Source organism: Sphaerisporangium rubeum, assembly GCF_014207705.1.
Lineage (GTDB): Bacteria > Actinomycetota > Actinomycetes > Streptosporangiales > Streptosporangiaceae > Sphaerisporangium > Sphaerisporangium rubeum.
In genome coordinates this window covers 3,972,279-3,995,330 of the sequence record NZ_JACHIU010000001.1, presented here as the reverse complement: position 1 = coordinate 3,995,330, position 23,052 = coordinate 3,972,279, and the positions used below count along the sequence as shown (strand labels likewise).

The following is a 23,052-nucleotide window of genomic DNA, read 5'->3' as shown; positions in this document are numbered from 1 at the left end:
GGGGCCGTGCGCTGCGGGGCCGGAGGCCGGATCAGTCGGTCGAGGCGGGAGTGTCGCCGCGGCCGGGGGAGCCGTCGACGGCGGTCAGCGACCGCACGGCCTCGGTGAGATGGGCCACCTGGAGTTCGAGATTGTGGACCCGCGCCTCCAGCTCCATCGAGCTGGGTGGCTGATACGCGGCGATCTGCCTTGGCATCGGCGACCGCTCCCTTCCGTGTGGTGTGCGCGTCGTAAGGGACGCGAGCGATGCCCGCGCGATCCCAGCTCTTTACCTCTGCCCAGCCTGTGGCCGGACAAGCGCTCACACCACCATTTACCCCGCGCGGGTTTTACCCGGAGCCGCCGCCACGACCGGCCGGTGGGACCCGGCGGGGCCGTCGTGCTGCCCGCCGTGCGCGGAGGACACCGCGGGGTGACATCGGGGACACCACGGCTCATGAGGGCCGGACGGTCTCCTCGCGCAGGCAGGCGCCGTCGTGGAGCAGCAGAGTCCTGGTGGCGAGAGACGCCGCGTCGGCGGGATCGGTGACGGTCAGCACACAGACGCCGGGGAAGGCCGCCAGGTGGTGCCGCAGGACCGACCGGGTGCGTGGCCGGGGGAGCGCACCGTCGGTGAGGGGTCCGTCCAGGAGCAGCAGACGGGGGCGGACGGCCAGCGCGCGGGCCAGGGCGACGCGGTGACTCTGGCCGGGGGTGAGGTCACGAGGACGGGTGTGGTGGTGCTCCGGCAGCCCCACCTGTTCCAGCCACACGGCCGCGCACCGGCGCGCGGCGGCGCGGGAGGCGCCGTGGCAGCGGGGGCCGAAGGCGACGTTCTCCAACACGGTCAGGTGAGGGAACAGCAACGGGTCCGGAGTCACCATCGCGACCGGCCTGCGGCCGGCGGGCCAGGCGTCCATGGGGACGCCGTCCAGCGTGAAGTGGCCGCCGCACGGCGGGTCGACCCCGGCCAGCACCCGCAGCGCGGTGGTCTTCCCCGCCCCGCCTGGGCCGGCGAGCGCGACGACCTCCCCGGCGCGCGCCGTGACCCGCACGTCCAGCCGGAACCCCGGACGCGCGGCCACCAGATGCGCGTCCATCATGAGGGACACACCCACCGGCCACGAAGCCCCCACAGCGCCGCCGCCGTGAGCGGCAGCAACAGCGGCCCGTACATCGGCATGGCCGCGGGCCAGGCGGCGAGGACGTCCGGCGCGGGACCGGGGAGCCCGCGCGTGACCGTCGTGACGGCGGCGGACTCGCCGAAGGACCTGAACCAGCACAGGGCCGTGCCGGCGGCGAGGCCGGGAGCGGTCAGCGGCAGGGTGACGCGGCACAGCACGGCGCCACGGGTGGCGCCGAGCGCGGTGGCCGTCTCGGTGAGGCGGGGATCGGCGGCGCGGAACGTGCCTTCCGCGCACAGCACCAGGAACGGCATCGCCGTGAACGCCTGCGCGGCCACCACGGCGGCCACCGGGGAGACCGTGACCCCCAGCGCCGCGTACGGCCACCGGCCGAGCACCCCGCCGGGCCCGAGCACCGTCAGCAACGCCACCCCGCCGGCCACCGGCGGCAGGACCAGCGGCGCCAGGACCAGCCCGCGCACCACGGCCCGGCCGCGGAACTCCACCCGCGCGAGCATCCAGGCCAGCGGCACCCCGGTCACCAGGCACCCGAGGGTCGCGGCCGACGACGTCACCAGCGACAGCCGTACCGCCGCCCCCGTCCCGGCCGGAGCCGTCCCGAAGGCCGCGAGCCCCGCGAGCAGCAGCCCGCCGAGCGGCAGCGTCACGAACACCACCCCGGCCGCCGCCGGGACGATCATCCGCAACGGCGCGGAACACCACCCGGAAGGCAGCCGGCGCCGCATTCCCCGCCGTCCCCACAACGGCACCGATATCGCCATACAGCGGTGCTCCCCTCGATCGGCGACCGCCACGCCGACGTCCACCGGGTGCGTTCTCGCAGTTCGGCCCGGATACCCCGGCGGCCACGGCTTTCTCGTCCGTGCGGGACCTGCGGGTGTGGCGACCGGGAAAGGTTTACCCGGCGGGTTGTGGTGTAGAGGGGGTGCGGCTCGGAGGAAAGGGGCTTTGATGAATTCCGTGGCGTCTACGGGTGGGCAGGTCGAGGGAGCAGCTCGGCGCGCGGCCGATCACCCGACCTTCGAAAAGCTGGCGCGGTTCGGCATGGTCTGCCGGGGGGTCCTGTACGGGCTGATCGGCCTGCTGGCCCTGCGCATAGCGTTCGGCGGCGGCGGTGAGGAGGCCGACAAGACCGGGGCGGTCCGCACGGTGGCGGAGCAGCCGTTCGGGACGGTCATCCTCTGGCTGCTGGCCGTCGGCTTCGCGGCACTGGCGTTGTGGCAGCTGTCAGAGGTCCTCTTCGGTGTGGGCGAGACCAAGGACAAGATCGAGTCCGGGGCCCGCACGATCGTGTACGGCCTGGCGGTCGGCACCGTCCTGAGCTTCCTGCTGCGGGGCAGCGCGGGGTCGTCGACCGACGACCAGTCCAAGGACCTCACGGCCATGGTCATGGAGTGGCCCGGCGGCCAGTTCATCGTGGGCCTGATCGGCCTCGGCATCATCGCTCTCGGCGTCTACTGGATCCACCACGGTGTCAAGAAGAAGTTCAGCAAGAACCTGCGCTCGGGGGAGATGCCGCCGCGCGTGCGTGACGTGGTCCTGAAGCTCGGCATGGCGGGCTACGTGGCACGCGGCGTGATCGCGATCGGCGCCGGTGTGTTCTTCGTGCACGCCGCGATCGTCTTCGACCCCGATGAGGCCAAGGGCATCGACGCGACGCTGCGTTCCTTCGCCGAACTGCCGTTCGGCCCGTGGCTGCTCGGCCTCGTGGCGCTCGGCCTCATCCTCTTCGCGGTCTACTGCTTCGCCGAGGCCCGCTGGCGCCGTACCTGACCCGGCGGACCCGTCGGACGCGCGGGGCCCGGCCATCGGCCGGGCCCCGCCGTCGTGTGCGCGGGCCGCGTCAGACGTTGCGCCGGTATTGGCCGCCTGCCTCGAACAGCGCCTCGGTGATCTGGCCGAGGGAACAGACACGGGCCGCGTCCATCAGGGCCTCGAACGCGTTGCCGCGGGACATCGCGGCCTCCTTCAGGCGCCGCAGGGCCGCCGGGGCCTCACCGGCGTGCGCGTCGTGGAAGGCCCGCAGGCGGTCGAGCTGGCTCCGCTTCTCCTCCTCGGTGCCGCGGGCCAGTTCCAGGGTGCCGTGCTCGGGCTCACCCGCGGGGTTGCGGAAGGTGTTCACGCCGATGATCGGCAGCGAACCGTCGTGCTTGCGCGTCTCGTACAGCATCGACTCGTCCTGGATGCGGCCACGCTGGTAGCCGGTCTCCATGGCCCCGAGGACACCGCCGCGGTCCGACAGCCGCTCGAACTCGGCGAGCACCGCCTCCTCCACCAGGTCGGTGAGGTCGTCGATGACGTACGACCCCTGCAGCGGGTTCTCGTTGGCCGCCAGGCCCCACTCCCGGTTGATGATCATCTGGATGGCCATGGCGCGCCGCACCGAGTCCGCGCTCGGCGTGGTGACCGCCTCGTCGAACGCGTTGGTGTGCAGGCTGTTGCAGTTGTCGTACACCGCGATCAGGGCCTGCAGCGTGGTGCGGATGTCGTTGAAGTTCATCTCCTGCGCGTGCAGCGACCGGCCCGAGGTCTGGATGTGGTACTTGAGCTTCTGCGACCGCTCGCCGGCGCCGTACCGCTCCCGCATGGCGACGGCCCAGATCCGCCGCGCCACCCGGCCGAGCACGCTGTACTCGGGATCCATGCCGTTGGAGAAGAAGAACGACAGGTTCGGCGCGAAGTCGTCGACCGCCATGCCCCGCGCCAGGTACGCCTCCACGTACGTGAAGCCGTTGGCCAGCGTGAACGCCAGCTGCGTGATCGGGTTGGCCCCCGCCTCGGCGATGTGGTAGCCGGAGATCGACACCGAGTAGAAGTTGCGCACCCGGTTGGCGATGAACCATTCCTGCACGTCGGCCATCATGCGCAGCGAGAAGTCGGTGGAGAAGATGCAGGTGTTCTGTCCCTGGTCCTCCTTGAGGATGTCGGCCTGCACGGTGCCGCGCACGCTGGCGAGCGTCGCGGCCCGCACCCGCGCGGCCTCGCCGGCGTCCGGCGCTCGGCCTTGCTCGGCGGCGAAGCGCTCCAGCGCCTGGTCGATCGCGGTGTGCAGGAAGAACGCGAGGATCGCCGGTGCGGGGCCGTTGATGGTCATCGACACCGACGTGGACGGCGCGGTGAGGTCGAAGCCGTCGTACAGCGCCTTCATGTCGTCCAGCGTCGCGATCGACACCCCGGACGTGCCGACCTTGCCGTACACGTCGGGCCGCTCGGCGGGGTCGTTGCCGTAGAGGGTGACCGAGTCGAAGGCCGTGGACAGCCGCACGGCGGGCTGGCCCTGCGACAGCAGCTTGAACCGCCGGTTGGTGCGGAACGGGTCGCCTTCCCCGGCGAACATGCGGGTGGGGTCCTCGTCGGCCCGCTTGAAGGGGAACACCCCGGCGGTGAACGGGAACCGGCCGGGCAGGTTCTCCGAGCGCAGGAAGCGCAGCAGGTCGCCGTGATCGGTGAGCCGGGGCAGCGCCACGCGGGGCACCTTGCTGCCGGACAGTGTGGTGCGCCACAGCGGTGTGCGCTGTTCGGCGCCGCGCACGGTGACCACCAGCTCCTCGGCCGAGTAGGCGGCCACGGTGCCGGGCCACGCGTCGAGCAGCGCGCGGTCGGCCGGGTCCTGCTCGGCGTCGGCGCGTCCGCGCAGCGCGTCCAGCGCCGCGGTGTCCCCGCCGTCCGCGGCCACCAGCGCGGACGTCTCGGCGAGCCGCTGGCGGCGGCGCGCGACCTCCGCCTGCTCGGCCGTGCGCGTGTGGTACCCGCGTACGGTCCCGGCGATGTCGGCCAGGTAACGCGCGCGGGACGGCGGCACGATCGCGGTCCCGAGGCTGGAGGTCGTCACCTCGGCCCGCGGCAGCAGGCCGGGCCCCGGCGCCAGGCCGTGCTCCTCCAGCAGGGAACGCAGGCGGTGGTACAGCGCGGTGACGCCGTCGTCGTTGAACCGCGACGCCACCGTGCCGTACACCGGCATGTCCTCCGGCGCCGAGCCGAACGCCTCACGGTTGCGCACGAGCTGGCGCCGCACGTCGCGCAGCGCGTCCGCCGCGCCGCGCCGGTCGAACTTGTTGATCGCGACCACGTCGGCGAAGTCCAGCATGTCGATCTTCTCGAGCTGGCTGCTCGCCCCGAACTCCGGCGTCATCACGTACAGCGAGACGTCGCTGAACGGGACGATCGCCGCGTCCCCCTGGCCGATGCCGGGGGTCTCCACGATCACCAGGTCGTGTCCGGCCGCCTTGCACACCTCGATCACGTCGCCGAGATGCTCGGGCAGCTCGTGCGCGCCTCGGGTGGCGAGCGAGCGGAAGAACACCCGGTCGCCGCCGAGGCTGTTCATGCGGATGCGGTCGCCGAGCAGCGCGCCGCCGCCGCGCCTCCTGGTCGGGTCGACGGCGATCATCGCCACCCGCAGCTTGTCCTCGTCGTCCAGGCGCAGGCGGCGCACCAGTTCGTCGGTGAGCGACGACTTCCCCGACCCGCCGGTGCCGGTGATGCCGAGCACCGGCACGCGCCGTTCCGCCGCGGCCCGCCGCACCTGCGCGAGGTAGGTCTCGCCGGCCTTCCCGGCCTCGGTGAACGTGATGGCGCGGGCCAGCGCGGCCTGGTCGCCGCCGGCCACGCCAGGCGGCTCGGCCCCGGCGGTCAGGTCGGTGTCGCATGTCTCGACGATCGTGTTGATCATGCCGGCGAGGCCGAGACGCTGGCCGTCCTCGGGGGAGAAGACCTTGGTGACGCCGTGCTTCTCCAGCGAGGCGATCTCGGCGGGGACGATGACCCCGCCACCCCCGCCGTACACCTTGACGTGCCCGGCGCCGCGCTCGCGCAGCAGGTCCACCAGGTAGGTGAAGAACTCGACGTGGCCCCCCTGGTAGGAGCTGATCGCCACGGCCTGCGCGTCCTCCTGCACGGCAGCGGTGACGATCTCCTCCACCGACCGGTCGTGGCCGAGGTGGATCACCTCGGCTCCTTGCGACTGCAGGATGCGCCGCATGATGTTGATGGCCGCGTCGTGCCCGTCGAAGAGCGCCGCGGCGGTGACGACGCGTACGGGATTGGCAGGTGCGTGCACGGCGTGCCTCCAGCAGTTACTAGGACGTCCAACTAAATTGTAGGTCGTCCTAGTAACGATCTGAAGCAGCCTCGCCGTGGGAGGTGCGCTCCGTTGGCATTCGCAAATGTCTTATAAAGTGACAAAGCCGACAAAACGCTCACAAAGGCCTTCTGATGCACTTTGACCCCACCGATGTGTTCGAGCTGGACCTGACCGGCCACGAGGCGCGCCGCCGGGCCGAGGTGGTCGCCGCGCTCGGCGACGACTGGGACCCCGCCGCCGCGCTGCGCGCCGAGCAGGAGGCCCACGCCTTGCTGTACTCGGGCCTCGACGAGGAGCAGGAGCGCGTCTACGCGACACTGGTCGCGGCCGGCGTCCTGCCGCCGAGGTAGCCGTGCTGCCGATCGACCCCGGCGCCGACCTCGGCCGCCGTGCCTGGGTCCCCTGCCCCGGCTGCCGCGACGACCACGGGTGCGGCCCGTGCGCGCAGGGCCGCAACTGCGCCGGGCACTGGCGGTACCTGCTCGGCACCACCGGCGGCGTGCTGCACCTGCAGTGCCCCGGTTGCACCCACCTGTGGGACCACGACACCGGTTTCGGTGCCGGCGACCGGCCCGCGCACCTTCGCTGACCTCGCGCTACGCCTCAGTCCGCGCCGAGGTGGCGGCCACGGGGAGCGCGGCCGCGTGGCCGTCCGGCTCCGCGCCGGCGACGGGGAGCGTGAAGACGAACCTGGTGCCCTCGGTGACGGCGGTGTCCAGGCCGATCTGCCCCCCGTGGTACTCGACGATCTTCTTGCACAGCGCGAGCCCGATCCCCGTGCCGTCGTACTCGTCGCGGTTGTGCAGGCGCTGGAAGATGACGAAGATCTTGTCGGCGAACCGCGGCTCCACCCCGATGCCGTTGTCCGCGACGCCGAACTCCCACATCGCGTCCCGCCGCTCCACGGTGATCCGCACCTCAGGCGCGTGGCCGGGCCGCCGGAACTTCACCGCGTTGCCGACGAGGTTCTGCCACAGCATGCACAGCAGACCGGAGTCGCCGATCACCTCGGGCAGCTCAGGCGGCCGGACCACCGAGGCGCCGGTCTCCTCGATCAGCGTGTCCAGGTTGGCCAGCGCCTCGTCCAGCGGCCCGTCCAGCCGTACCGGCACGTGGTCGACGTGGCCGCGGCCCACCCGCGAGAACGTCAGCAGCTCGCTGATCAGGGTCTGCATGCGCTTGGCGCCGTCCACCGCGAACGCGATGTACTCGTCGGCGCGCTCGTCCAGCCGGCCCGCGTAACGCCGCTGCAGCAACTGGCAGAACGCCGTCACCTTGCGTACCGGCTCCTGCAGGTCGTGCGAGGCGACGTAGGCGAACTGCTCCAGTTCGGCGTTGGACCTGCGCAGCTCCACGGCCTGCTCGTTCAGCAGGTCGGCCTGCTCCTGCAGCCGCCGCCGCGCCTGCTGCGACACGGTGAGCTCGGCCGCGATGCGCTGCCGCATCGCCTCGACCCCGCCGGCGAGCGCGGTGATGTCGCTCGGCCCGCGCACGTCGATCGCGCGGCCGAAGTCGCCACCGGTCACCCGTTCCGCCGCCGACGCCAGGCGTTCCAGCGGCTTCAGCACCGTGTACCGCAGCAGCAGCGATATCGACACCAGCGTGAGCACGAACACGGCGAGGACCGTGGACAGGATGATGTTGCGCCAGGTCTGGGCCACGCGCAGGCCGGCCTCGGCCTCGGCCCGCCGCTCGGCGAGGTCGCCCTCCTGCGCGTCCAGGGCCTGCCGGATCCGGTCGAACAGGACCTTGCCGCGTGCGGCCTCGTCCGGCGCGATCACGCCGGCGCCGCGTGCGGTGACCGCCGCCAGGGCGGGGCCGGCGTACCCGCTCCGCCACGCCGCGACGCGCTCGGTCACCGCGTCCAGACGGGCTTTCGTCCCGGCCTCGGGAAGGGCGAGGCGCAACCGGCCGGCCGCGGCGGTCTCCTCGGCCATGCCGGCGCGGTAGGCCTCCAGGAACTCGGCCCGGCCGCTCAGCACATACCCGTGCAGCGCCGCCTCCTGGTCCGACAAGGCCGTGCGCAGGCCGTGGAACGCGAGGAGCCCCGGCACGACGTGCCGGGTCACCTGTTCCGCGCTCCTGGTGGTCGCGGTCAGAGCCCAGATGGTCAGCGTGGCCGATGTGGCGAGGAGCGTCCCGAGGCATCCCAGGATGAGCGTGAACCAGGCCCTGGTGCTCAGCCGCCGCCACCGGGCCACGGGTGCTCCGCCGGATGTCCGCACGCCGCCTCCTACCAGGACCCCGACCGTCGGTCCGACCCTATCGGCACGCGGGCCGGCTCCTCGCCGCCGCGTCTACCCGGCGCCGCGGGGGTCAGTCCTCGCGCGGCTCGATCAACTCCATGGCGACCTGCAGTGCCGCGGACTTGCGCTCCTCGTCGGTGAGCTCGTCACCGCTGAGGACGAACATCGCGGCGTGCAGCGCGAACAGCGCCATGGACGAACGCAGCCGCCTGGCCGGCGGGTCCTCCTCGTCGGACAGGAAGCCGACCATGGCGACCATCAGGTCACGCATCTTGCCGAGCTTCGGATGGTCGCGCAGCGCCGTCTGGTTGCGTTCCATGAAGCGCATGAACGCCTGGTGGTGGCCGCCGAACAGCTCGTCGGCGTAGCGGCGCACGAACTCGCGGCGGGCCTCGACGGTGGGGGTCTGGTCCTGCGTCCACTTGACCAGGCGCTCGACCATCGCCTGCCGCTCCTCGGTGAGGCTCGCGATGATGTCGTCCTTGGTCTTGAAGTGGTAGTAGAGCGCCGCCTTGGTGACACCGAGGGCCTCGGCGATCTCGCGCAGCGACGTCGCCTCGTAGCCCTGTTCGGTGAACAGTTTGAGAGCGATCTCCTGGATGCGGGTTCGCGTGTCGGTCGTTTCCCTCATGTCCCCTCAACTGACTTGACGGTCGGCAAGTGCGGCCCCTACCTTGGTGACCATACTAACTTACCTGTCGGCAAGTAAGTACACCGTCTTCCGTCTCACCAAGGGGGCTGCAAGAAATGACGGAAACCACGGCCGGGGAGGTTCCCGGCAGGCGCAGGGAGGTCATGATCGTCCTCCCCGGCCTGATGCTGGCCGTGATCCTCGCCATGCTCGACAACATGATCGTCGGCACGGCGCTGCCGCGCATCGTCGGCGAACTCGGGGGACTCGCGCACCTGTCCTGGGTCGTCACCGCCTACGTCCTCGGCACCACGGTCTCCACACCGATCTGGGGAAAGATCGGCGACCTGTACGGCCGCAAGACCATCTTCCTGGCCTCGATCGTCATCTTCCTCATCGGCTCGGTGCTGTGCGGCATGGCGGGATCGGCCATGTTCGGCGGCACCAGCGGCGGCATGGGAGAACTGATCGCGTTCCGCGCGCTGCAGGGACTCGGCGCGGGCGGCCTGCTCGTGAACGCCATGGCGATCATCGGCGACCTCGTGCCGCCTCGTGAGCGCGGCCGCTACCAGGGCATCATGGCCGCCATCATGTCGCTCGCCATGATCGCCGGCCCGCTGGTCGGCGGTTTCATCACCGACCACCTGAGCTGGCGCTGGGCCTTCTACGTCAACATCCCCATCGGCGTCGTCGCCTTCGTGTGGCTGCTCTTCCGCCTCCACCTGCCGAAGTACCGCACCGAGCACCGCATCGACTGGCTCGGCGCCGCGCTGCTCGGCGTCGGCATCACCGCGCTCGTCCTGATCACCACCTGGGGCGGCAACGAGTACGACTGGCTGTCCCCGCAGATCCTCGGGCTCGCCACCGTCGCGGTGATCTCGCTGGCGGTGTTCATCCCCGTCGAGCGCCGGGTCGCCGAGCCGATCCTCCCGCTGCACGTCTTCGCCGACCGCAACTTCACCCTCACCTCACTGGTCGGCTTCCTGCTCGGCTTCGCGATGTTCGGCGCGATCAACTTCCTGCCGCTGTTCCAGCAGACCGTCCAGGGGGCCTCGGCCACCAACTCCGGCCTGCTCCTGCTGCCGATGATGGCGGCGATGATGGTGGTCTCGCTGTTCGTCGGCCAGGCCATCACCAGGACCGGCCGCTACAAGGCCTTCCCCGTCATCGGCGGCGTGGTCATGAGCGTCGGCATGTGGCTGCTGTCGCTGCAGGACGTCCACACCCCGCCCTGGCAGACCGGCGTGTTCATCGCCGTGCTCGGCCTCGGCATGGGCTTCCTGATGCAGACCACGATGCTCATCGCGCAGAACAGCGTGGAGCAGAAGGACCTCGGGGTGGCGAGCAGCGCCTCCACGTTCTTCCGGTCCATCGGCGGCTCGTTCGGCGTCTCGATGTTCGGCGCGATCTTCAACCACCACCTCGTCGACGGCCTCACCGAGCGGCTCGGCCCGCAAGGCGCGGCGCTGGCCGAGGGCGGCGGCGGACGCCTGGACCCGGCGGCCCTCGCGGCGCTCCCCGCGCAGATCCGCGACGGCTTCCTCGGCGCGCTCGCCACGTCCATCTCCAGCGTGTTCTTCTGGGCCATCCTGTTCGCGGTCGCCGTCCCGCTGCTCGCCGCCTTCATCAAGGAGGTACCGCTGCGCGGCGGTCCCGGCACGTCCGGCGACCAGGCCGGCGGCACCGGCGGGCCTGGTGAGCGGCCCCAGCCGGCCGTGGCGGCGCTCGACTGACGAGCCCTCACCCCGTGCGCACGGTGGCCGTGATCCCTGAAGGGTCGCGGCCACCGTCATGCCTGCGTCACGAGAGGGTCCCCGCACAGTAGTAGCGTCAGCTCATGCGAGTCGGCGTTCTCGACATCGGGTCGAACACGGTGCACCTGCTGGTGGTCGACGCACACCGGGGAGCGCAGCCGCTGCCTGCCTTCTCCCACAAGGCCGAGCTGCGCCTGGCCGAGCATCTGCACGACGGCGACACCTTGTCGCCGGAGGGCGAGCGCGGGCTGCGCAAGTTCATCGAGGACGCTCTGCGCATCGCCGAGGACAAGGGGGTCGAGGACGTCATGGCCTTCGCCACCTCCGCGGTACGCGAGGCCGTCAACGGCGAGAAGGTGCTGACGGCCCTGCGCGCCGCCACCGGGGTGGACGTGCGGGTGCTGTCGGGCCCCGAGGAGGCACGGCTGACGTTCCTCGCGGTACGGCGGTGGTTCGGCTGGTCCTCGGGGCGGCTGCTGGTGCTCGACATCGGCGGCGGGTCCCTGGAGATCGCGTCCGGCATGGAGGAGGCGCCGGACGTCGCGGTGTCGCTGCCGCTCGGCGCGGGCCGCCTCACCCGGCGGTGGTTCACCGCCGACCCGCCACCGGCCAAAGAGGTGCGGGCCCTGCGCAAACACGTGCGGGCCGAGATCGGCCGCGTCGTCGGCGACGTCGTGCGGTACGGCCGGGCCGACCACGCGGTCGCCACGTCCAAGACGTTCCGCCAGCTCGCGCGCATCGCCGGCGCCGCGCCGTCCGCCGAAGGCGCGTACGTCCGGCGCACGCTCTCCAAGGACGACCTGTCCCGCTGGGCCGAGCGCCTGGTCTCCATGACCCACGCCGAACGCGCCGCTCTCCCCGGCGTCTCCGCCGGCCGCGCTCCCCAGCTCGCCGCCGGCGTCATCGTGGCCGACGCCACCATGGACCTGTTCGACCTGTCGTCCCTGGAGATCTGCCCGTGGGCCCTGCGCGAAGGCGTCATCCTGCGCCGCCTGGACATGATGCCGGGTGCCTGAGACACGCCGGGCCCCGTCACACCAGCCTCAACGGAAACACCTTTCCACCTGCGCGGACGCAGGTGTGAGCCCGCCAGGCGCGGGCACGTCAGGCACTGGGACAACAGAAGAGGAGGACAGACGATGATGGCGATCATCGGCACGGTCTACACGGTGCTGGCCGTCCTGATGCTCGTGACCCTGGCCCTGGTGGTCATCGCGGTGCTCACCCTGATCGCCCTGGCCCTGCTGGCCTCGACCACCAGCCCGGAACCCCACTCCGGCACGACCGAACCCCACCCGTCCGCCGAGCCGCGACCTGCGACGGACCCCCGTAGGGCCGCCGAGCCCCGTCTTTCCGCGGAGCCGCTTACGTTGGCGGAACCTCGGCCGTCCACCGGGCCGTCCACCGGGCCGTCCGAGGCCGCCGAGCCGGAGGCGCCGGCCGGGTCGTCCTCCGGTGACGGGCCGGGTACCGCCGCGGAGCCGCGCGCGACCGGGCCGGCGAGAGGTGGTGAGGGGAACCGGCCGCGGCCTCAGGTCGCGGCGCGGAAGTACGTGCCGGGACGTTCGCGGCCGGTCACGGCGCCGACGCAGCGGTAGACGCGGATGCCTTCCTTGAAGGCGTCGGGGCTCGGGGGGAGCACCGACACCATCCACCGGGCCGAGGGGATCGAGCGGGCCGTCCCCGTGCGGGAACGCAGCATCACCTGGGAGGAGCAGAGCCTCTTCACGACCGGGTGGGCCTCCAGGTCGGCGAGGTCGAACGTCATGGCGTCCTTGGGGAGAGGCGCGACGGCGAACGTCTCCCAGACGTGGCTCTCCTCGCAGGCCCGGCGCCGCACCGACACCGCGCCGGTGATGGCCACGATGCCACCCCAGCACTCGGCCTCCCCGGCGCACGCGGCCCCCGCGCCGGTGACCAGGGTGGCGGGACAGTTCGCGGTGGTGACCGGCACACCACCGAACGCGTCGGCCGCCTGACCACCGGACGCGGACGGCCCCGGCCCCGCGTCCCTCCCCGGCACGCCTGAGGCCCCCGGTGTGCCGTCCGCACCGGCCGTGGGCCCACGTGACTCGAACCACGCGATCGTCACCCCGACCGCCAGCAGCACCGCGAACAGCGCCGCCACCGTCCCGTACAGCCTGGCCTGCCGGGGCCTCGCCACCGGAGGAGCCGGCGGCCTGGTGATCTCTCCCCGGCCCCCCGGCCGTACGGCCCCGGACCCCGGCCCCGTGCGGTCCCGCGTCCCGGACCCCGGCCCCGTGCGGTCCCGCACCCCGGGCCCGGAGACGTCCCGTGGCCCCGTGTCGCCGCTCCACCCTCCGGACGCGCCATGCCGTCCACCGGGACCGCTGCGCGGACCGCTCGGACCGGAGGGGGAAAGGGGGGAGCCGTACGGCCTGGCGGCACCGGGAGGCCGGGACGAGGCGGCGTACGGCCCGGAGGACGGGGTGGCGTGCGGACCCGGTGGCGGGGAGGAGGGGGCCGGTGGCTGCGGGGAGGAGAAGATCTCGGCGGGGAGGGACGTCAGCGCGTCGCGGAGCGCGGCGGCCGAGGGGAGGCGGTCGCGGGGGTCGGCGGCGAGGCCGGCGCGCAGGACGGCGGTGAGCCGGGGAGGGACGCCGGGGATCTCGGGCACCGGCAGGCGGTGCAGTGCCATGATCATGGCGACGTTCACCACGCCGCTCTCGGGGAAGCGCGGCGGCCTGCCGCTGAGCAGCGCGTACAGGGTGGCCGCGAGCGAGTACACGTCGCCGGCCGGGCTCGGTTCGGCCAGCTCGAACGCCTCCGGCGGGCCGAACGCCGGGGTCAGCGACTCCCGGGTGACCGACACCTCGCCGCCGGCGTGGCCGGTCGCCGCCAGCCCGAAGTCCGACAACGCGACCATGCCGTACTGGTTGAGCAGGATGTTGGCCGGCTTCACGTCACGGTGCAGCACCCCGGCGGCGTGCGCCGCGGCGAGCGCGTCGGCGACGCGCACCCCGATGTCGCGCACCTCGGCAGGCGGCAGCGGGCCACGCTCGCGCAGCCGGTCGGCCAGCGAGCCACCGGGACACAGTTCGAGCACCATGTACGGCCGGCCGTCCGGCAGCACCCCGGCGTCGTACACGTCGGCCACGTGCGGATGCCCCGACAGCGCACCCGCCGAGCTGACCTCCCGCATGAACCGCCGCCGGTCACGCTCCGACACCAGCACCCGGTTGTCCACCTTGAGCGCCACCTCGCGGCGCACGGCGAGCTGACGAGCCCGGTACACCACCCCGAACCCGCCCTGGCCGAGGATCCCGAGCATCTCGTATCCCGGCACCGACGGTGCCCCCGGCTCGGTCACCTTCCGCCTCCTCGCTGTCGCGAGCGGCACATTACCGCCAATGATCGGCTCGCGTGGCCTCGGCCGGCATGACGGGCCCGGGAACCACGCGGGTTCCCGGGGACCCAGTGGCCCGGCGGCGAGGCGTTCCGACGGCGGGGACGGCCGGCGCCGCCGGGGGTCAGTGCGAGCCGGAGAGCTCGATGTCGTGCACGCGGGGGTCGCCCTCGTCGGCGAAGTAGTCGTCGCGCCGGGTGGCGTCGACGCCTTCGGCGGCCTTGGCGGCCCGCGCGATCAGCGTGCCGGCCGCCGCCACGGCCAGGTTGACGGCGAGCGCGAGGAACCCGGCGTACACCGTCACCTTGGTGTCCAGACCCAGCTTGGCCAGGGGGAACGCCGAGCCGCCGAAGTGCTCGTGCTTGATCGCGGGGTTGGCGATGTTGTAGAGCATCACCATGCCGGCCGTCATGCCGGCGGCCCACCCGGCGATCAGCCCGGCGCGGTGGAACCACCGCGTGAACAGGCCGAGCGCCACCGCCGGCAACGTCTGCAGGATGATCACCCCGCCGATGAGCTGCAGGTCGATGGAGAACTGCGGGTCGATGAGCAGGATCACCGCCACCGCGCCGACCTTCACGACCAGCGAGGTGACCTTGCTGACCGCGGCCTCCTGCGCGTCGCTGGCTCCCGGCCTGATGTACTCCTTGTAGATGTTGCGGGTGAACAGGTTGGCCGCGGCGATCGACATGATCGCGGCGGGGACCAGCGCGCCGATGCCGATGGCCGCGTAGGCCACCCCGGCCAGCCAGTCGGGGAACATCGTGTCGAACAGCAGCGGCACCACGGTGTTGACGTCGGTCTTGCCGTCCGTGGTGATCGGTTTGATCCCGGCCGCGATCGCCATGTACCCGAGCAGCGCGATCAGCCCGAGCAGCAGGCTGTAGGCCGGCAGCGCGGCCATGTTCCGCTTGACGACGCCGCGGCTGCGCGCCGCGAGCACACCGGTGACGCTGTGCGGGTACAGGAACAGCGCCATCGCCGAGCCGAGGGCCAGCGTGACGTACTGGAGCTGGTTGCCGGAGTTGAGCAGCCAGCCGTCCCCGGGTGCGGGGGACGCCTCGAACTTGGCGCGCGCCGCGTCGAACACCGTCCCCCAGCCGCCGAGCCGCGCCGGGATGTACACGATCGCGATGATGATCACGATGTAGATCAGCGAGTCCTTGACGAAGGCGATCAGCGCGGGTGCGCGCAGCCCGGACTGGTAGGTGTAGGCCGCGAGGATGGCGAAGGCGATGATGAGCGGCAGGTCGCCGGTCACCCCCATCGTCTTCAGCACGGCCTCGATGCCGACGAGCTGGAGCGCGATGTACGGCATCGTGGCCGCCAGCCCCGTGATCGCGATCAGCAGGGCCAGCGTGGGGGAGCCGAACCGCGCGCGCACGAAGTCCGCCGGGGTGACCATGCCGTGCGTGTGCGCCACCGACCACAGCCGGATCAGCACCAGGAAGACGAGCGGGTACACCACGATCGTGTACGGCAGCGCGAAGAAGCCCGTGGCGCCGGCGCCGAACAGCAGCGCGGGGACCGCCACGAAGGTGTACGCGGTGTACAGGTCGCCGCCGACCAGGAACCACGTGACCCACGAGCCGAACTTGCGTCCGCCGAGGCCCCATTCGTGCAGGCTGGCGAGGTCGTCGGGACGGCGCCAGCGGGCCGCGACGAAGCCCATGCCGCTGACGGCGGCGAACAGGACCGTGAAGACGGCGATCTCGACGATGTGCTCGCTCACCGGCCGTCCCTCCCGCCGCGCGAACCCATGCGGTACACGATCGCCGTGCAGCCGACCCCGAGGACGATGAACGCGAGCTGGAGCCAGTAGAACAGCGGGAACCCCAGCAGGCGGGGATTCTCGTGGTTGTACAGCGCGGGGATCAGCGGGATGACGACGGGCAGCAGCAGGAGCCAGTTCCACCTGCTGCGGTCGCTGCGTCCGGGACGCTGGTCGCTTGGCGGCGTGGTCAACGCGTTCTCCTCGGCATCGGTGGTGCACGACGGACTTGACAGCGCTGTCGGGGCAGTTGAGCCTGGTCGACCGGGATGGGCGAAGCGTAGTTTCGCGGGGGCCGTGTCAAGCTCACCGATCGCCGAACGGCCATGTCGGCGCGCTGAACGGCCGCGGTCGTGTCGCGTCGTGCCGGGTCGCCGGAGCCGTGCCGCGGAGGAGCCGGGCCGGGTCAGCTCTCCAGGTGGCGCAGCACCAGGGCCGACGGGTGGACCGGGTCGTGGAAGATCTCCTGGTCCACCGGCACCGACGTGCTGCCGGTGGCGAGCGGTTCCCCGGTGCCGAGGTTGCGGGCCAGCCGCGGGTAGGCGCCACCGGCCACCTGCACGCGCATCCGGTGGCCGCGGCGGAAGCGGTGCGCGATCGGCCACAGCTCCACCTCGGCGCGGCGCACGCCGTCCTCGCCGGCGGCCGGCGCGCCGGGGGCGAGCCGCCGCACGCCTTCGCACACGTTCAGCGACGTGCCGTCGGGGTGCACGTCGCAGACCCTGACCACCAGGTCGGCGTGCTCGGTGCTGGTGCGCACGTACAGGTCCGCGGTGACGGGACCGATGGCGTCGAGGTCGTCGTGCAGCACCGGCGAGGTGTACACCAGCACGTCGGCGCGGCGCTCCACGCGGCGGTTGTCGCGCGGCGCGGAGTTGCCGAGCAAGGTGGGGCCGCCGGCAAAGGGGGTCGGGTCGGCCGGGTCGAAGCGGAACCGGTCGGGTGCCGACTCGCCGGGGCCGTCGAGGCCGAGACCGTGGCCCGCGTGCAGGTGCCAGCGCCGTTCCCGCGTGCCAGGCACCGGCCAGTCGTCGTAGTCGCGCCACTCACCCACGCCGGTGACGTACACCCGCACCGGGCTTTCCCGCAGGTCGGAGGGGTCGCCGAGCAGATGCGCACGGAACCATGCCAGCGCGTCCAAGGTGGCGAGCTTGCCGTGGCGCACGTCGGCGTGGTGCCACGGGCCGATCGTCAGGTGGGGCCGCCGGCCGGCCTTGCGCAGAGCCGCGTAGTCACGCAGCTGCCACGGCAGGAAGACGTCGTACCAGCCGCCGGTCATGGTGACGGCGGCGTCCACCTCGCCGACGGTGCCTGAGTGGTCGCGTTTCTTCCAGAACGGCGCGTCGGGGTCGGCGTGGTGGGTGAGCACCTCCTGGTAGAACGGCAGCCGCCGTCCGGCGGCCAGCACGTCGAACTCGCCGACCGGCCGGCCCGACGTCACCGCGCGGCGGGTGCGGCGCGGCGCGAAGAACACCGCGGCGCCGCTCAGCGGGCCGTTCATCATGGCCGTCAGCGTGCTCCAGCTCAGCGTGGCCTCCAGCGCGAACGAGCCGCCGACGTAGGCGGCGTCGCGCAGCTGGGAGGCGGTGACCTGGGTGGCCATGGCCTTCAGGTCGGGGCCCGCGTAGGGGGCGATGCCCCAGTGCGCGTGGCCGAGGTAGCTCGGGCCGTGCAGCGCGAAGCTCCCGCCGTACCACGGCTGGGCCCGCATCCACTCGATGGTGGCGAGGCCGTCGTCCTGTTCGTCCAGCGGTGCCGCCACACCGCCGGAGCCGAATCCGCCGCGGCAGCTCTGCAGGATCACCTGGAAACCGTGGCGTGCGAAGGCCCTGCCGTAGGCGAGGCCGAACATGCCGCGCCTGCCGTACGGCGAGCGGACCAGCACCGCCGGCGCGCGACCCGCTCCGACCGGAACGTAACGGTCGGCGAGCAGGACCACCCCGTCAGGCATCTTCACCTGTATGTCCCTGTGGACGAGCACCTTGTGAGGAACCCGAACCATGCGCGCCCCCTCTGGCCGGAGGATCACTCCGATCGACGCAAGCAGCGCTTTACTCGCGAGTAACATTCTACTGCTACACTCGCGCCGCCGCCAAGGACGTCACTCACAGCTTGCCCTGAATCGCCCTGTGTCACTCCGCCGGCCGTGTCCGACCCCGGCACGACCCCGGCACGGCGCGCGATCCGGCGGTAACCGGTGGCATCCTGTGCGGGGGGCCGCTAGCATTCCCCACATGCGATCCGTTTCGCCCGCTCAGTGGTGGCGCTGCTCATAGGCGGCGCGAACTTCGCATGTTTCCGACGGCCGCCCCGCAGGGCGGCCTCATCCGTATCCCGCCCCGGGGCTTCACCGATCACATGATCATCACGATCGGCGATCAAGAAGGGCGAGTGCAGGGTGGACACCAGCGGATATACCACCGCCGGAGGCATCGGCGTCGAAGTGACGACGGCCGACGTGCCGGAGACGGTGCTCGATGAGATCGTCGCCTCCCTCGGGGAGCATCGCGGCGGCGTGCTCTCCTCGGGCATGGAGTACCCCGGCCGGTACAGCCGGTGGCACCTGGCCTACACCGACCCGGTGCTCGAGATCGTCGCGCGGGGCCGGGTCATCGGCGCTCGCGCGCTCAACGAACGCGGCCGTGTCGTGCTGCCGGTCGTCACCTCCTGCCTGCTCGCCGCGGGCAAGCCCACCTCCGAGCCGACCGCCGACCAGGTCGAGGTCCACGTGCCGGAGTCGGAGGAGATCCTTCCCGAGGAGATGCGCAGCAGGCGGCCCACCGTCTTCACCGCCATCCGCGAGGTGATCGCCGCGTTCGCCGGCGTGGACGAGCACCTCGGCCTGTACGGCGCGTTCGGCTACGACCTGGCCTTCCAGTTCGAGCCGATCCGCCAGGCGCTCACCCGCGCCGCCGACCAGCGCGACCTGGTGCTCCACCTGCCCGACCGCGTCATGGTGGTCGACCGCAAGCGGGAGACCAGCCGGGAGTACCGCTACGAGTTCACCGTCGACGGCGTCTCCACCCACGGCCTGCCGCGCACCGGCGAGTCGGTGCCGCTTCCCCCCGTCCCCGGCGAGATCCCGCCGGGACCGAGGCCCGGCGGCTACGCCGAGGTCGTGGAGGCCGCCAAGGCCAAGTTCAAGCGCGGCGACCTGTTCGAGGTGGTGCCGGGCCAGGTGTTCCACGGGCCGTGCGCCGACCCGGTGGCGTTCTACCGCTCGCTGCGGCACAGCAACCCCGCTCCGTACGAGTTCCTGTTCAACCTCGGTGAGGGCGAGCACCTGGTGGGGGCCTCACCCGAGATGTACGTGCGCGTTCAGGCCGACCGGGTGGAGACCTGCCCGATCTCCGGCACCATCGCGCGCGGCGCCAACCCCGTCGAGGACGCCGAGGCCATCCGCACGCTGCTCAGCTCCACCAAGGAGGAGTCCGAGCTGACCATGTGCACCGACGTGGACCGCAACGACAAGTCCCGCATCTGCGTGCCGGGCAGCGTGCAGGTCATCGGCAGGCGCCAGATCGAGATGTACTCGCGCCTCATCCACACCGTCGACCACATCGAGGGCCGGCTGCGTCCCGGATTCGACGCGCTCGACGCCTTCCTCACCCACATGTGGGCCGTGACCGTCACCGGCGCGCCGAAGACCTGGGCCATGCAGTTCATCGAGGACCACGAGGCCACCGCGCGCCGCTGGTACGGCGGGGCCGTCGGCTACCTCGGGTTCGACGGGTCGATGAACACCGGGCTCACCCTGCGCACCGCGCAGATCCGCGACGGGGTGGCCACCGTGCGCGCCGGCGCCACCTTGCTGTACGACTCCGACCCCGCGGCCGAGGAACGCGAGACCGAGCTGAAGGCCAGCGCGCTGCTCGGCGCGCTCGCCGACGTCGGCACCCCGGCGGCCGTGACCCCCGCGCCGGCGGCCGAGCGGCCGGGGGAGGGCATGAAGGTCCTGCTCGTCGACCACGAGGACTCCTTCGTCAACACCCTCGCCGACTACTTCCGTCAGCAAGGGGCCGAGGTGCTCACCCTGCGGCACGGCTTCCCGCGCGCCATGCTGGACGACGCCGCACCTGATCTGGTCGTGCTGTCCCCCGGCCCCGGCTGGCCCTCCGACTTCGGCTGCGCCGGCCTGATCGATGACCTGTACGAGCGCGGGCTGCCGGTCTTCGGGGTGTGCCTCGGGCTGCAGGCCATGGTCGAGCAGGCCGGCGGCACGCTGGAACTGCTCGGCTACCCCGAGCACGGCAAACGCGGCAAGGTCGGCCGTGTCGGCGGCAGCTCCATGCTGGACGGCCTGCCGGGTGAGTTCACCGCCGCGCGCTACCACTCGCTGCACGCCAAGACCCCCGGCGTGCGCGGCTTCACCGTGACCGCCGTCACCCTCGACGGCGCCGTCATGGCCATCGAGGACGACGCCAACCGCCGCTACGCCGTGCAGTTCCACCCCGAGTCGATCCTCACCACCGAGGGCTCGGCGGGGGCACGCGTCGTGGCGAACGTCCTGCGGCTGTGCCGCCGGGCCCCCGTCACGGCGGACTGACGCGGCGTGGGAGGCGGCCGGCGCCGGCCCGGCCCGCCTCCCGCCGGGAGTACCATTGCGGCCGACGAGAAGGGGAGGGCCGGCGTGGAGTTGGTCAGCGAAGTGACGGTGGAACTGGTCAAGCACAGCGCGGCGGACTCCGACGTGCTGTTCGCGGCCCGGGTCTCGACGGCGGGTGAGAAGTCCCTGGCCGCGGTCGGCCAGGACGCCGAGCGGTCCACCGGCCTGATCAATTTCCTCATGCGCGACCGCCACGGCAGCCCTTTCGAGCACAACTCCATGACGTTCTTCGTCAGCGCACCGATCCTGGTCTTCCGCGAGTTCCACCGCCACCGGGTCGGCTGGTCCTACAACGAGGAAAGCGGTAGATATCGGGAGCTTCGTCCGGTTTTCTACGTGCCGGGGCCGGACCGCAAGCTCGTGCAGGAAGGCAGGCCGGGCAAGTACGTCTTCGTCGAGGGGGACGAGACGCAGCACAAGCTGGTGGGGGAGGCGATGGAGCGGTCGTACCGCGAGTCGTACGCCGCCTACCAGGAGATGCTGGCGGCCGGGGTGGCCCGCGAGGTGGCCAGGGCGGTGCTGCCGGTCGGGCTGTTCTCCTCGATGTACGCCACCTGCAACGCGCGCTCGCTCATGCACTTCTTGTCGCTGCGCACGAGGGACGATCGGGGGACCGTGCCGTCGTTCCCGCAGCGTGAGATCGAGATGGTGGCGGAGAAGATGGAGGCGCTGTGGGCCGGCCTCATGCCGATCACCCACGCCGCCTTCAACGCCAACGGCCGCGTCGCCCCCTGACCGGAGGGCCGTGCCTCCCGGATGCCGCCTGGATGCCGCCTGAGCGCCGTCTACAAGGCGGGTACGACGTAGACCTCGGCGCCGGGGGGAAGCGCGCACGATAAGCCGCCGAGGCGGCGTGCGTTCTCACCGCAGACGAACATGCTGATGTGGCGGCGGATGCCGCCGAACTCGTCGCACAGGCGGCGCTCCAGGGTGGGATGGGTGCGGCGCAGGGTGTGCAGGGCGGCCCCGAGGGTGGGGCTGCTCTCGGCGGAGTCGGCGACGGCGAAGACGCGGACCTCGGTGGTGCCGCTGCCCCAGTGGCCGAGCATGCTGGGCAGCACGAACGTCACGAGTGTGACCGGCTTGGCCATGGGACTCAGCGCACCGCCGTCCGTGCGGGCAGGACCGGGTCGCCCCCGTGGGTCCTCGGCGGGCCGGCGGTGTGCGGGGTGCCGGGCATGATCGCCCTTCCTTTCGGCAAGGAGAGAGACACGCCTGTCCCCCCGGCTCGGCGTGGTCTCCGCGGCTGACATGGGTCACCGCTGTGCGCGGGTCGCTGTCATCGTGCCACGTCGCCGCGGAGGCCGCCGGACTCCTCGCGATTTGGGTGATCGGTTGCCCGGAAGGTCCGGGAAATCGGCGCGCCGCCTTCGTCAGAAGGGCTCCCTGCAGGTGTCCTGGTGGATGTGCTCGGCCGGCACGCCGTCCTCGCGCAGGTTGCGCACGGTCTGCCGCACCATGCCGGAGGGCCCGCACACGTAGACCACGTGGTCGGTCCAGGAGTGGAAGCGGCGCACGACGTCCGGCAGGTTCCCGCGCACGCCGTCGTAGGCCGGCTCGTCGGACACCACCGGCACCACCCGCAGCCAGGGGTAGGACGCCTCCATGCGGATCAGGTCGCCGAGGTCGTACAGCTCGGCCGCGGTGCGCGCGCCGAACAGCAGGTGGATGTTGGGGCGGCGGCCGGACGCGATGACCTGCTCGATGATCGCCTTGAGCGGGGCCAGGCCGGTGCCGCCGGCCACGCACAGCAGGTCGCGGTCGTCGCCTTCGCCCGGCGGGTTCATGGTGCCGACCGGCGGGCCGAGCAGCACCGAGTCGCCGATCTTGGTGTGCGCGACCAGGGCCGTGCTGACCCATCCGGCGGTGACGGCCCGCACGTGCAGGCGGACGGTGTTGTCGGCGCGGGGGGAGTTGGCGATCGAGTAGGTGCGCCACACCCGGGGCCAGCGCCGGGTCTGCACGTTGACGTACTGGCCCGCGGTGAACGGGTACGGGCCGCCGGGCCGCAGGGTGACGACCGCGATGCCGGGTGTGCGCCTGTCGTGGTCGACGACCTCGGCGAGCCACCAGGCGGGTGCGACCCCGGCGTCGGCCTCGGCGGCCTCGATCATCATGTTGGCCGCCGCGGTGTACGCCGCCACCCACGCGGCCTCCATCTCGGCCGACCACATGCCGGCGGCGAACCTCTTGATCGTCGCGACCAGCGCGTTGCCGACGGCCGTGTGGTGCTCGGCGAGCACGCCGTACTTGCGGTGGTCGCGGCCGAGCTGACCGAGATAGGAGGTGAGGCCGTCGGGGCTGTCGACGCTCCACACGACGCGGGTGAGCGCGTTGAACAGGCGCTCCCGCTGGACGTCCATGGCGGGCGGGAACATGCCGCGAAGATGGGGATGCTCCGCGAACAGCCGCCCGTAGAAGTAGGCCGCCGCCTTGGCCATGACCGGCTGAAGCGCGGAAAAACTTTCCT

The 23,052-nt window shown here is 72.0% G+C and carries 20 protein-coding genes; 8 read left to right on the top strand and 12 right to left on the bottom strand.

The window, feature by feature from the left end:
• Window positions 1-31: 31 nt before the first annotated feature.
• The 3 genes from BJ992_RS17240 to BJ992_RS17230 all read right to left on the bottom strand — a co-directional run bounded on the left by BJ992_RS17240 (window position 32) and on the right by BJ992_RS17230 (window position 1,804).
• Window positions 32-196: a hypothetical protein gene (locus tag BJ992_RS17240; RefSeq protein ID WP_184982205.1), complete on the bottom strand. Its 165-nt coding sequence runs from the start codon at window positions 194-196 to the stop codon at window positions 32-34.
• A gap of 238 nt (window positions 197-434) precedes the next feature.
• Complete coding sequence (locus tag BJ992_RS17235) at window positions 435-1,082, bottom strand: ATP-binding cassette domain-containing protein (protein ID WP_184982203.1); 648 nt, start codon at window positions 1,080-1,082, stop codon at window positions 435-437.
• A complete protein-coding gene (locus tag BJ992_RS17230) occupies window positions 1,079-1,804 on the bottom strand; it encodes a molybdate ABC transporter permease subunit (RefSeq protein ID WP_246497334.1) in 726 nt (241 codons plus the stop codon). Before BJ992_RS17230 ends, BJ992_RS17235 begins: the two co-directional genes overlap by 4 nt.
• 271 nt (window positions 1,805-2,075) lie before the next feature.
• On the opposite strand from BJ992_RS17230, the gene BJ992_RS17225 reads away from it, so the two are divergent.
• Window positions 2,076-2,897, top strand: a complete 822-nt coding sequence (locus BJ992_RS17225; protein WP_184982199.1) for a DUF1206 domain-containing protein — start codon at window positions 2,076-2,078, stop codon at window positions 2,895-2,897.
• Between the two features lie 70 nt (window positions 2,898-2,967).
• On the opposite strand, the gene icmF is transcribed toward BJ992_RS17225, so the two are convergent.
• On the bottom strand, window positions 2,968-6,183 hold the full coding sequence (icmF, locus tag BJ992_RS17220) for a fused isobutyryl-CoA mutase/GTPase IcmF (RefSeq protein ID WP_184982197.1): 3,216 nt from the start codon (window positions 6,181-6,183) through the stop codon (window positions 2,968-2,970).
• Window positions 6,184-6,338: 155 nt separating this feature from the next.
• On the opposite strand from icmF, the gene BJ992_RS17215 reads away from it, so the two are divergent.
• Together BJ992_RS17215 and BJ992_RS17210 are read left to right on the top strand one after the other, a co-directional pair.
• Complete coding sequence (locus tag BJ992_RS17215; protein ID WP_184982195.1) at window positions 6,339-6,557, top strand: DUF6400 family protein; 219 nt, start codon at window positions 6,339-6,341, stop codon at window positions 6,555-6,557.
• 2 nt (window positions 6,558-6,559) lie between these two features.
• Window positions 6,560-6,796: a hypothetical protein gene (locus tag BJ992_RS17210; protein WP_184982194.1), complete on the top strand. Its 237-nt coding sequence runs from the start codon at window positions 6,560-6,562 to the stop codon at window positions 6,794-6,796.
• Window positions 6,797-6,803: 7 nt separating this feature from the next.
• Here BJ992_RS17210 and BJ992_RS17205 read toward each other — a convergent pair whose 3' ends face one another.
• Together BJ992_RS17205 and BJ992_RS17200 are read right to left on the bottom strand one after the other, a co-directional pair.
• Window positions 6,804-8,432 (bottom strand): ATP-binding protein, encoded by a 1,629-nt coding sequence (locus tag BJ992_RS17205; RefSeq protein WP_184982192.1) that lies wholly within the window; start codon window positions 8,430-8,432, stop codon window positions 6,804-6,806.
• Window positions 8,433-8,523: 91 nt separating this feature from the next.
• The gene (locus tag BJ992_RS17200; protein ID WP_184982190.1) at window positions 8,524-9,084 is read right to left on the bottom strand and encodes a TetR/AcrR family transcriptional regulator; all 561 of its coding nucleotides are present in this window, start codon (window positions 9,082-9,084) and stop codon (window positions 8,524-8,526) included.
• A 116-nt stretch (window positions 9,085-9,200) separates the two neighbouring features.
• On the opposite strand from BJ992_RS17200, the gene BJ992_RS17195 reads away from it, so the two are divergent.
• The 3 genes from BJ992_RS17195 to BJ992_RS17185 all read left to right on the top strand — a co-directional run bounded on the left by BJ992_RS17195 (window position 9,201) and on the right by BJ992_RS17185 (window position 12,436).
• Window positions 9,201-10,817, top strand: coding sequence for an MDR family MFS transporter (locus BJ992_RS17195; RefSeq protein WP_184982188.1), 1,617 nt, complete (start codon window positions 9,201-9,203; stop codon window positions 10,815-10,817).
• Window positions 10,818-10,921: 104 nt separating this feature from the next.
• The gene (locus BJ992_RS17190) at window positions 10,922-11,854 is read left to right on the top strand and encodes a Ppx/GppA family phosphatase (protein ID WP_184982186.1); all 933 of its coding nucleotides are present in this window, start codon (window positions 10,922-10,924) and stop codon (window positions 11,852-11,854) included.
• A 123-nt stretch (window positions 11,855-11,977) separates the two neighbouring features.
• On the top strand, window positions 11,978-12,436 hold the full coding sequence (locus BJ992_RS17185; protein WP_184982184.1) for a hypothetical protein: 459 nt from the start codon (window positions 11,978-11,980) through the stop codon (window positions 12,434-12,436).
• Here BJ992_RS17185 and BJ992_RS17180 read toward each other — a convergent pair.
• The 4 genes from BJ992_RS17180 to BJ992_RS17165 all read right to left on the bottom strand — a co-directional run bounded on the left by BJ992_RS17180 (window position 12,370) and on the right by BJ992_RS17165 (window position 17,927).
• Window positions 12,370-14,169 (bottom strand): protein kinase domain-containing protein, encoded by a 1,800-nt coding sequence (locus BJ992_RS17180; protein WP_221474863.1) that lies wholly within the window; start codon window positions 14,167-14,169, stop codon window positions 12,370-12,372. The genes BJ992_RS17185 and BJ992_RS17180 overlap by 67 nt on opposite strands.
• A 160-nt stretch (window positions 14,170-14,329) precedes the next feature.
• Complete coding sequence (gene mctP / locus BJ992_RS17175; RefSeq protein WP_343072710.1) at window positions 14,330-15,937, bottom strand: monocarboxylate uptake permease MctP; 1,608 nt, start codon at window positions 15,935-15,937, stop codon at window positions 14,330-14,332.
• On the bottom strand, window positions 15,934-16,170 hold the full coding sequence (locus BJ992_RS17170; protein ID WP_184982182.1) for a DUF3311 domain-containing protein: 237 nt from the start codon (window positions 16,168-16,170) through the stop codon (window positions 15,934-15,936). The genes mctP and BJ992_RS17170 overlap by 4 nt, the downstream gene beginning before the upstream one ends.
• Window positions 16,171-16,382: 212 nt before the next feature.
• Window positions 16,383-17,927 (bottom strand): CocE/NonD family hydrolase, encoded by a 1,545-nt coding sequence (locus BJ992_RS17165; protein ID WP_246497332.1) that lies wholly within the window; start codon window positions 17,925-17,927, stop codon window positions 16,383-16,385.
• 447 nt (window positions 17,928-18,374) lie between these two features.
• Between BJ992_RS17165 and BJ992_RS17160 the strand changes: the two genes are divergently transcribed.
• Together BJ992_RS17160 and thyX are read left to right on the top strand one after the other, a co-directional pair.
• The gene (locus BJ992_RS17160) at window positions 18,375-20,522 is read left to right on the top strand and encodes an anthranilate synthase component I (RefSeq protein ID WP_184982178.1); all 2,148 of its coding nucleotides are present in this window, start codon (window positions 18,375-18,377) and stop codon (window positions 20,520-20,522) included.
• A gap of 84 nt (window positions 20,523-20,606) precedes the next feature.
• Window positions 20,607-21,317: an FAD-dependent thymidylate synthase gene (gene thyX, locus BJ992_RS17155; protein ID WP_221474862.1), complete on the top strand. Its 711-nt coding sequence runs from the start codon at window positions 20,607-20,609 to the stop codon at window positions 21,315-21,317.
• Window positions 21,318-21,367: 50 nt separating this feature from the next.
• Here thyX and BJ992_RS17150 read toward each other — a convergent pair whose 3' ends face one another.
• Together BJ992_RS17150 and BJ992_RS17145 are read right to left on the bottom strand one after the other, a co-directional pair.
• Window positions 21,368-21,673, bottom strand: coding sequence for a ubiquitin family protein (locus BJ992_RS17150; protein ID WP_184982176.1), 306 nt, complete (start codon window positions 21,671-21,673; stop codon window positions 21,368-21,370).
• 282 nt (window positions 21,674-21,955) lie between these two features.
• Window positions 21,956-23,023, bottom strand: a complete 1,068-nt coding sequence (locus BJ992_RS17145; RefSeq protein ID WP_246496679.1) for a globin domain-containing protein — start codon at window positions 23,021-23,023, stop codon at window positions 21,956-21,958.
• Window positions 23,024-23,052 lie beyond the last annotated feature (29 nt).

Coding starts and splice junctions, on each gene's coding strand:
- BJ992_RS17240 (WP_184982205.1), bottom strand. CDS start 196: ATGCCAAGGCAGATCGCCGCGTATCAGCCACCCAGCTCGATGGAGCTG.
- BJ992_RS17235 (WP_184982203.1), bottom strand. CDS start 1,082: ATGATGGACGCGCATCTGGTGGCCGCGCGTCCGGGGTTCCGGCTGGAC.
- BJ992_RS17230 (WP_246497334.1), bottom strand. CDS start 1,804: ATGATCGTCCCGGCGGCGGCCGGGGTGGTGTTCGTGACGCTGCCGCTC.
- BJ992_RS17225 (WP_184982199.1), top strand. CDS start 2,076: ATGAATTCCGTGGCGTCTACGGGTGGGCAGGTCGAGGGAGCAGCTCGG.
- BJ992_RS17215 (WP_184982195.1), top strand. CDS start 6,339: ATGCACTTTGACCCCACCGATGTGTTCGAGCTGGACCTGACCGGCCAC.
- BJ992_RS17200 (WP_184982190.1), bottom strand. CDS start 9,084: ATGAGGGAAACGACCGACACGCGAACCCGCATCCAGGAGATCGCTCTC.
- BJ992_RS17195 (WP_184982188.1), top strand. CDS start 9,201: ATGACGGAAACCACGGCCGGGGAGGTTCCCGGCAGGCGCAGGGAGGTC.
- BJ992_RS17190 (WP_184982186.1), top strand. CDS start 10,922: ATGCGAGTCGGCGTTCTCGACATCGGGTCGAACACGGTGCACCTGCTG.
- BJ992_RS17185 (WP_184982184.1), top strand. CDS start 11,978: ATGATGGCGATCATCGGCACGGTCTACACGGTGCTGGCCGTCCTGATG.
- BJ992_RS17165 (WP_246497332.1), bottom strand. CDS start 17,927: ATGCCTGACGGGGTGGTCCTGCTCGCCGACCGTTACGTTCCGGTCGGA.
- BJ992_RS17150 (WP_184982176.1), bottom strand. CDS start 21,673: ATGGCCAAGCCGGTCACACTCGTGACGTTCGTGCTGCCCAGCATGCTC.
- BJ992_RS17145 (WP_246496679.1), bottom strand. CDS start 23,023: ATGGCCAAGGCGGCGGCCTACTTCTACGGGCGGCTGTTCGCGGAGCAT.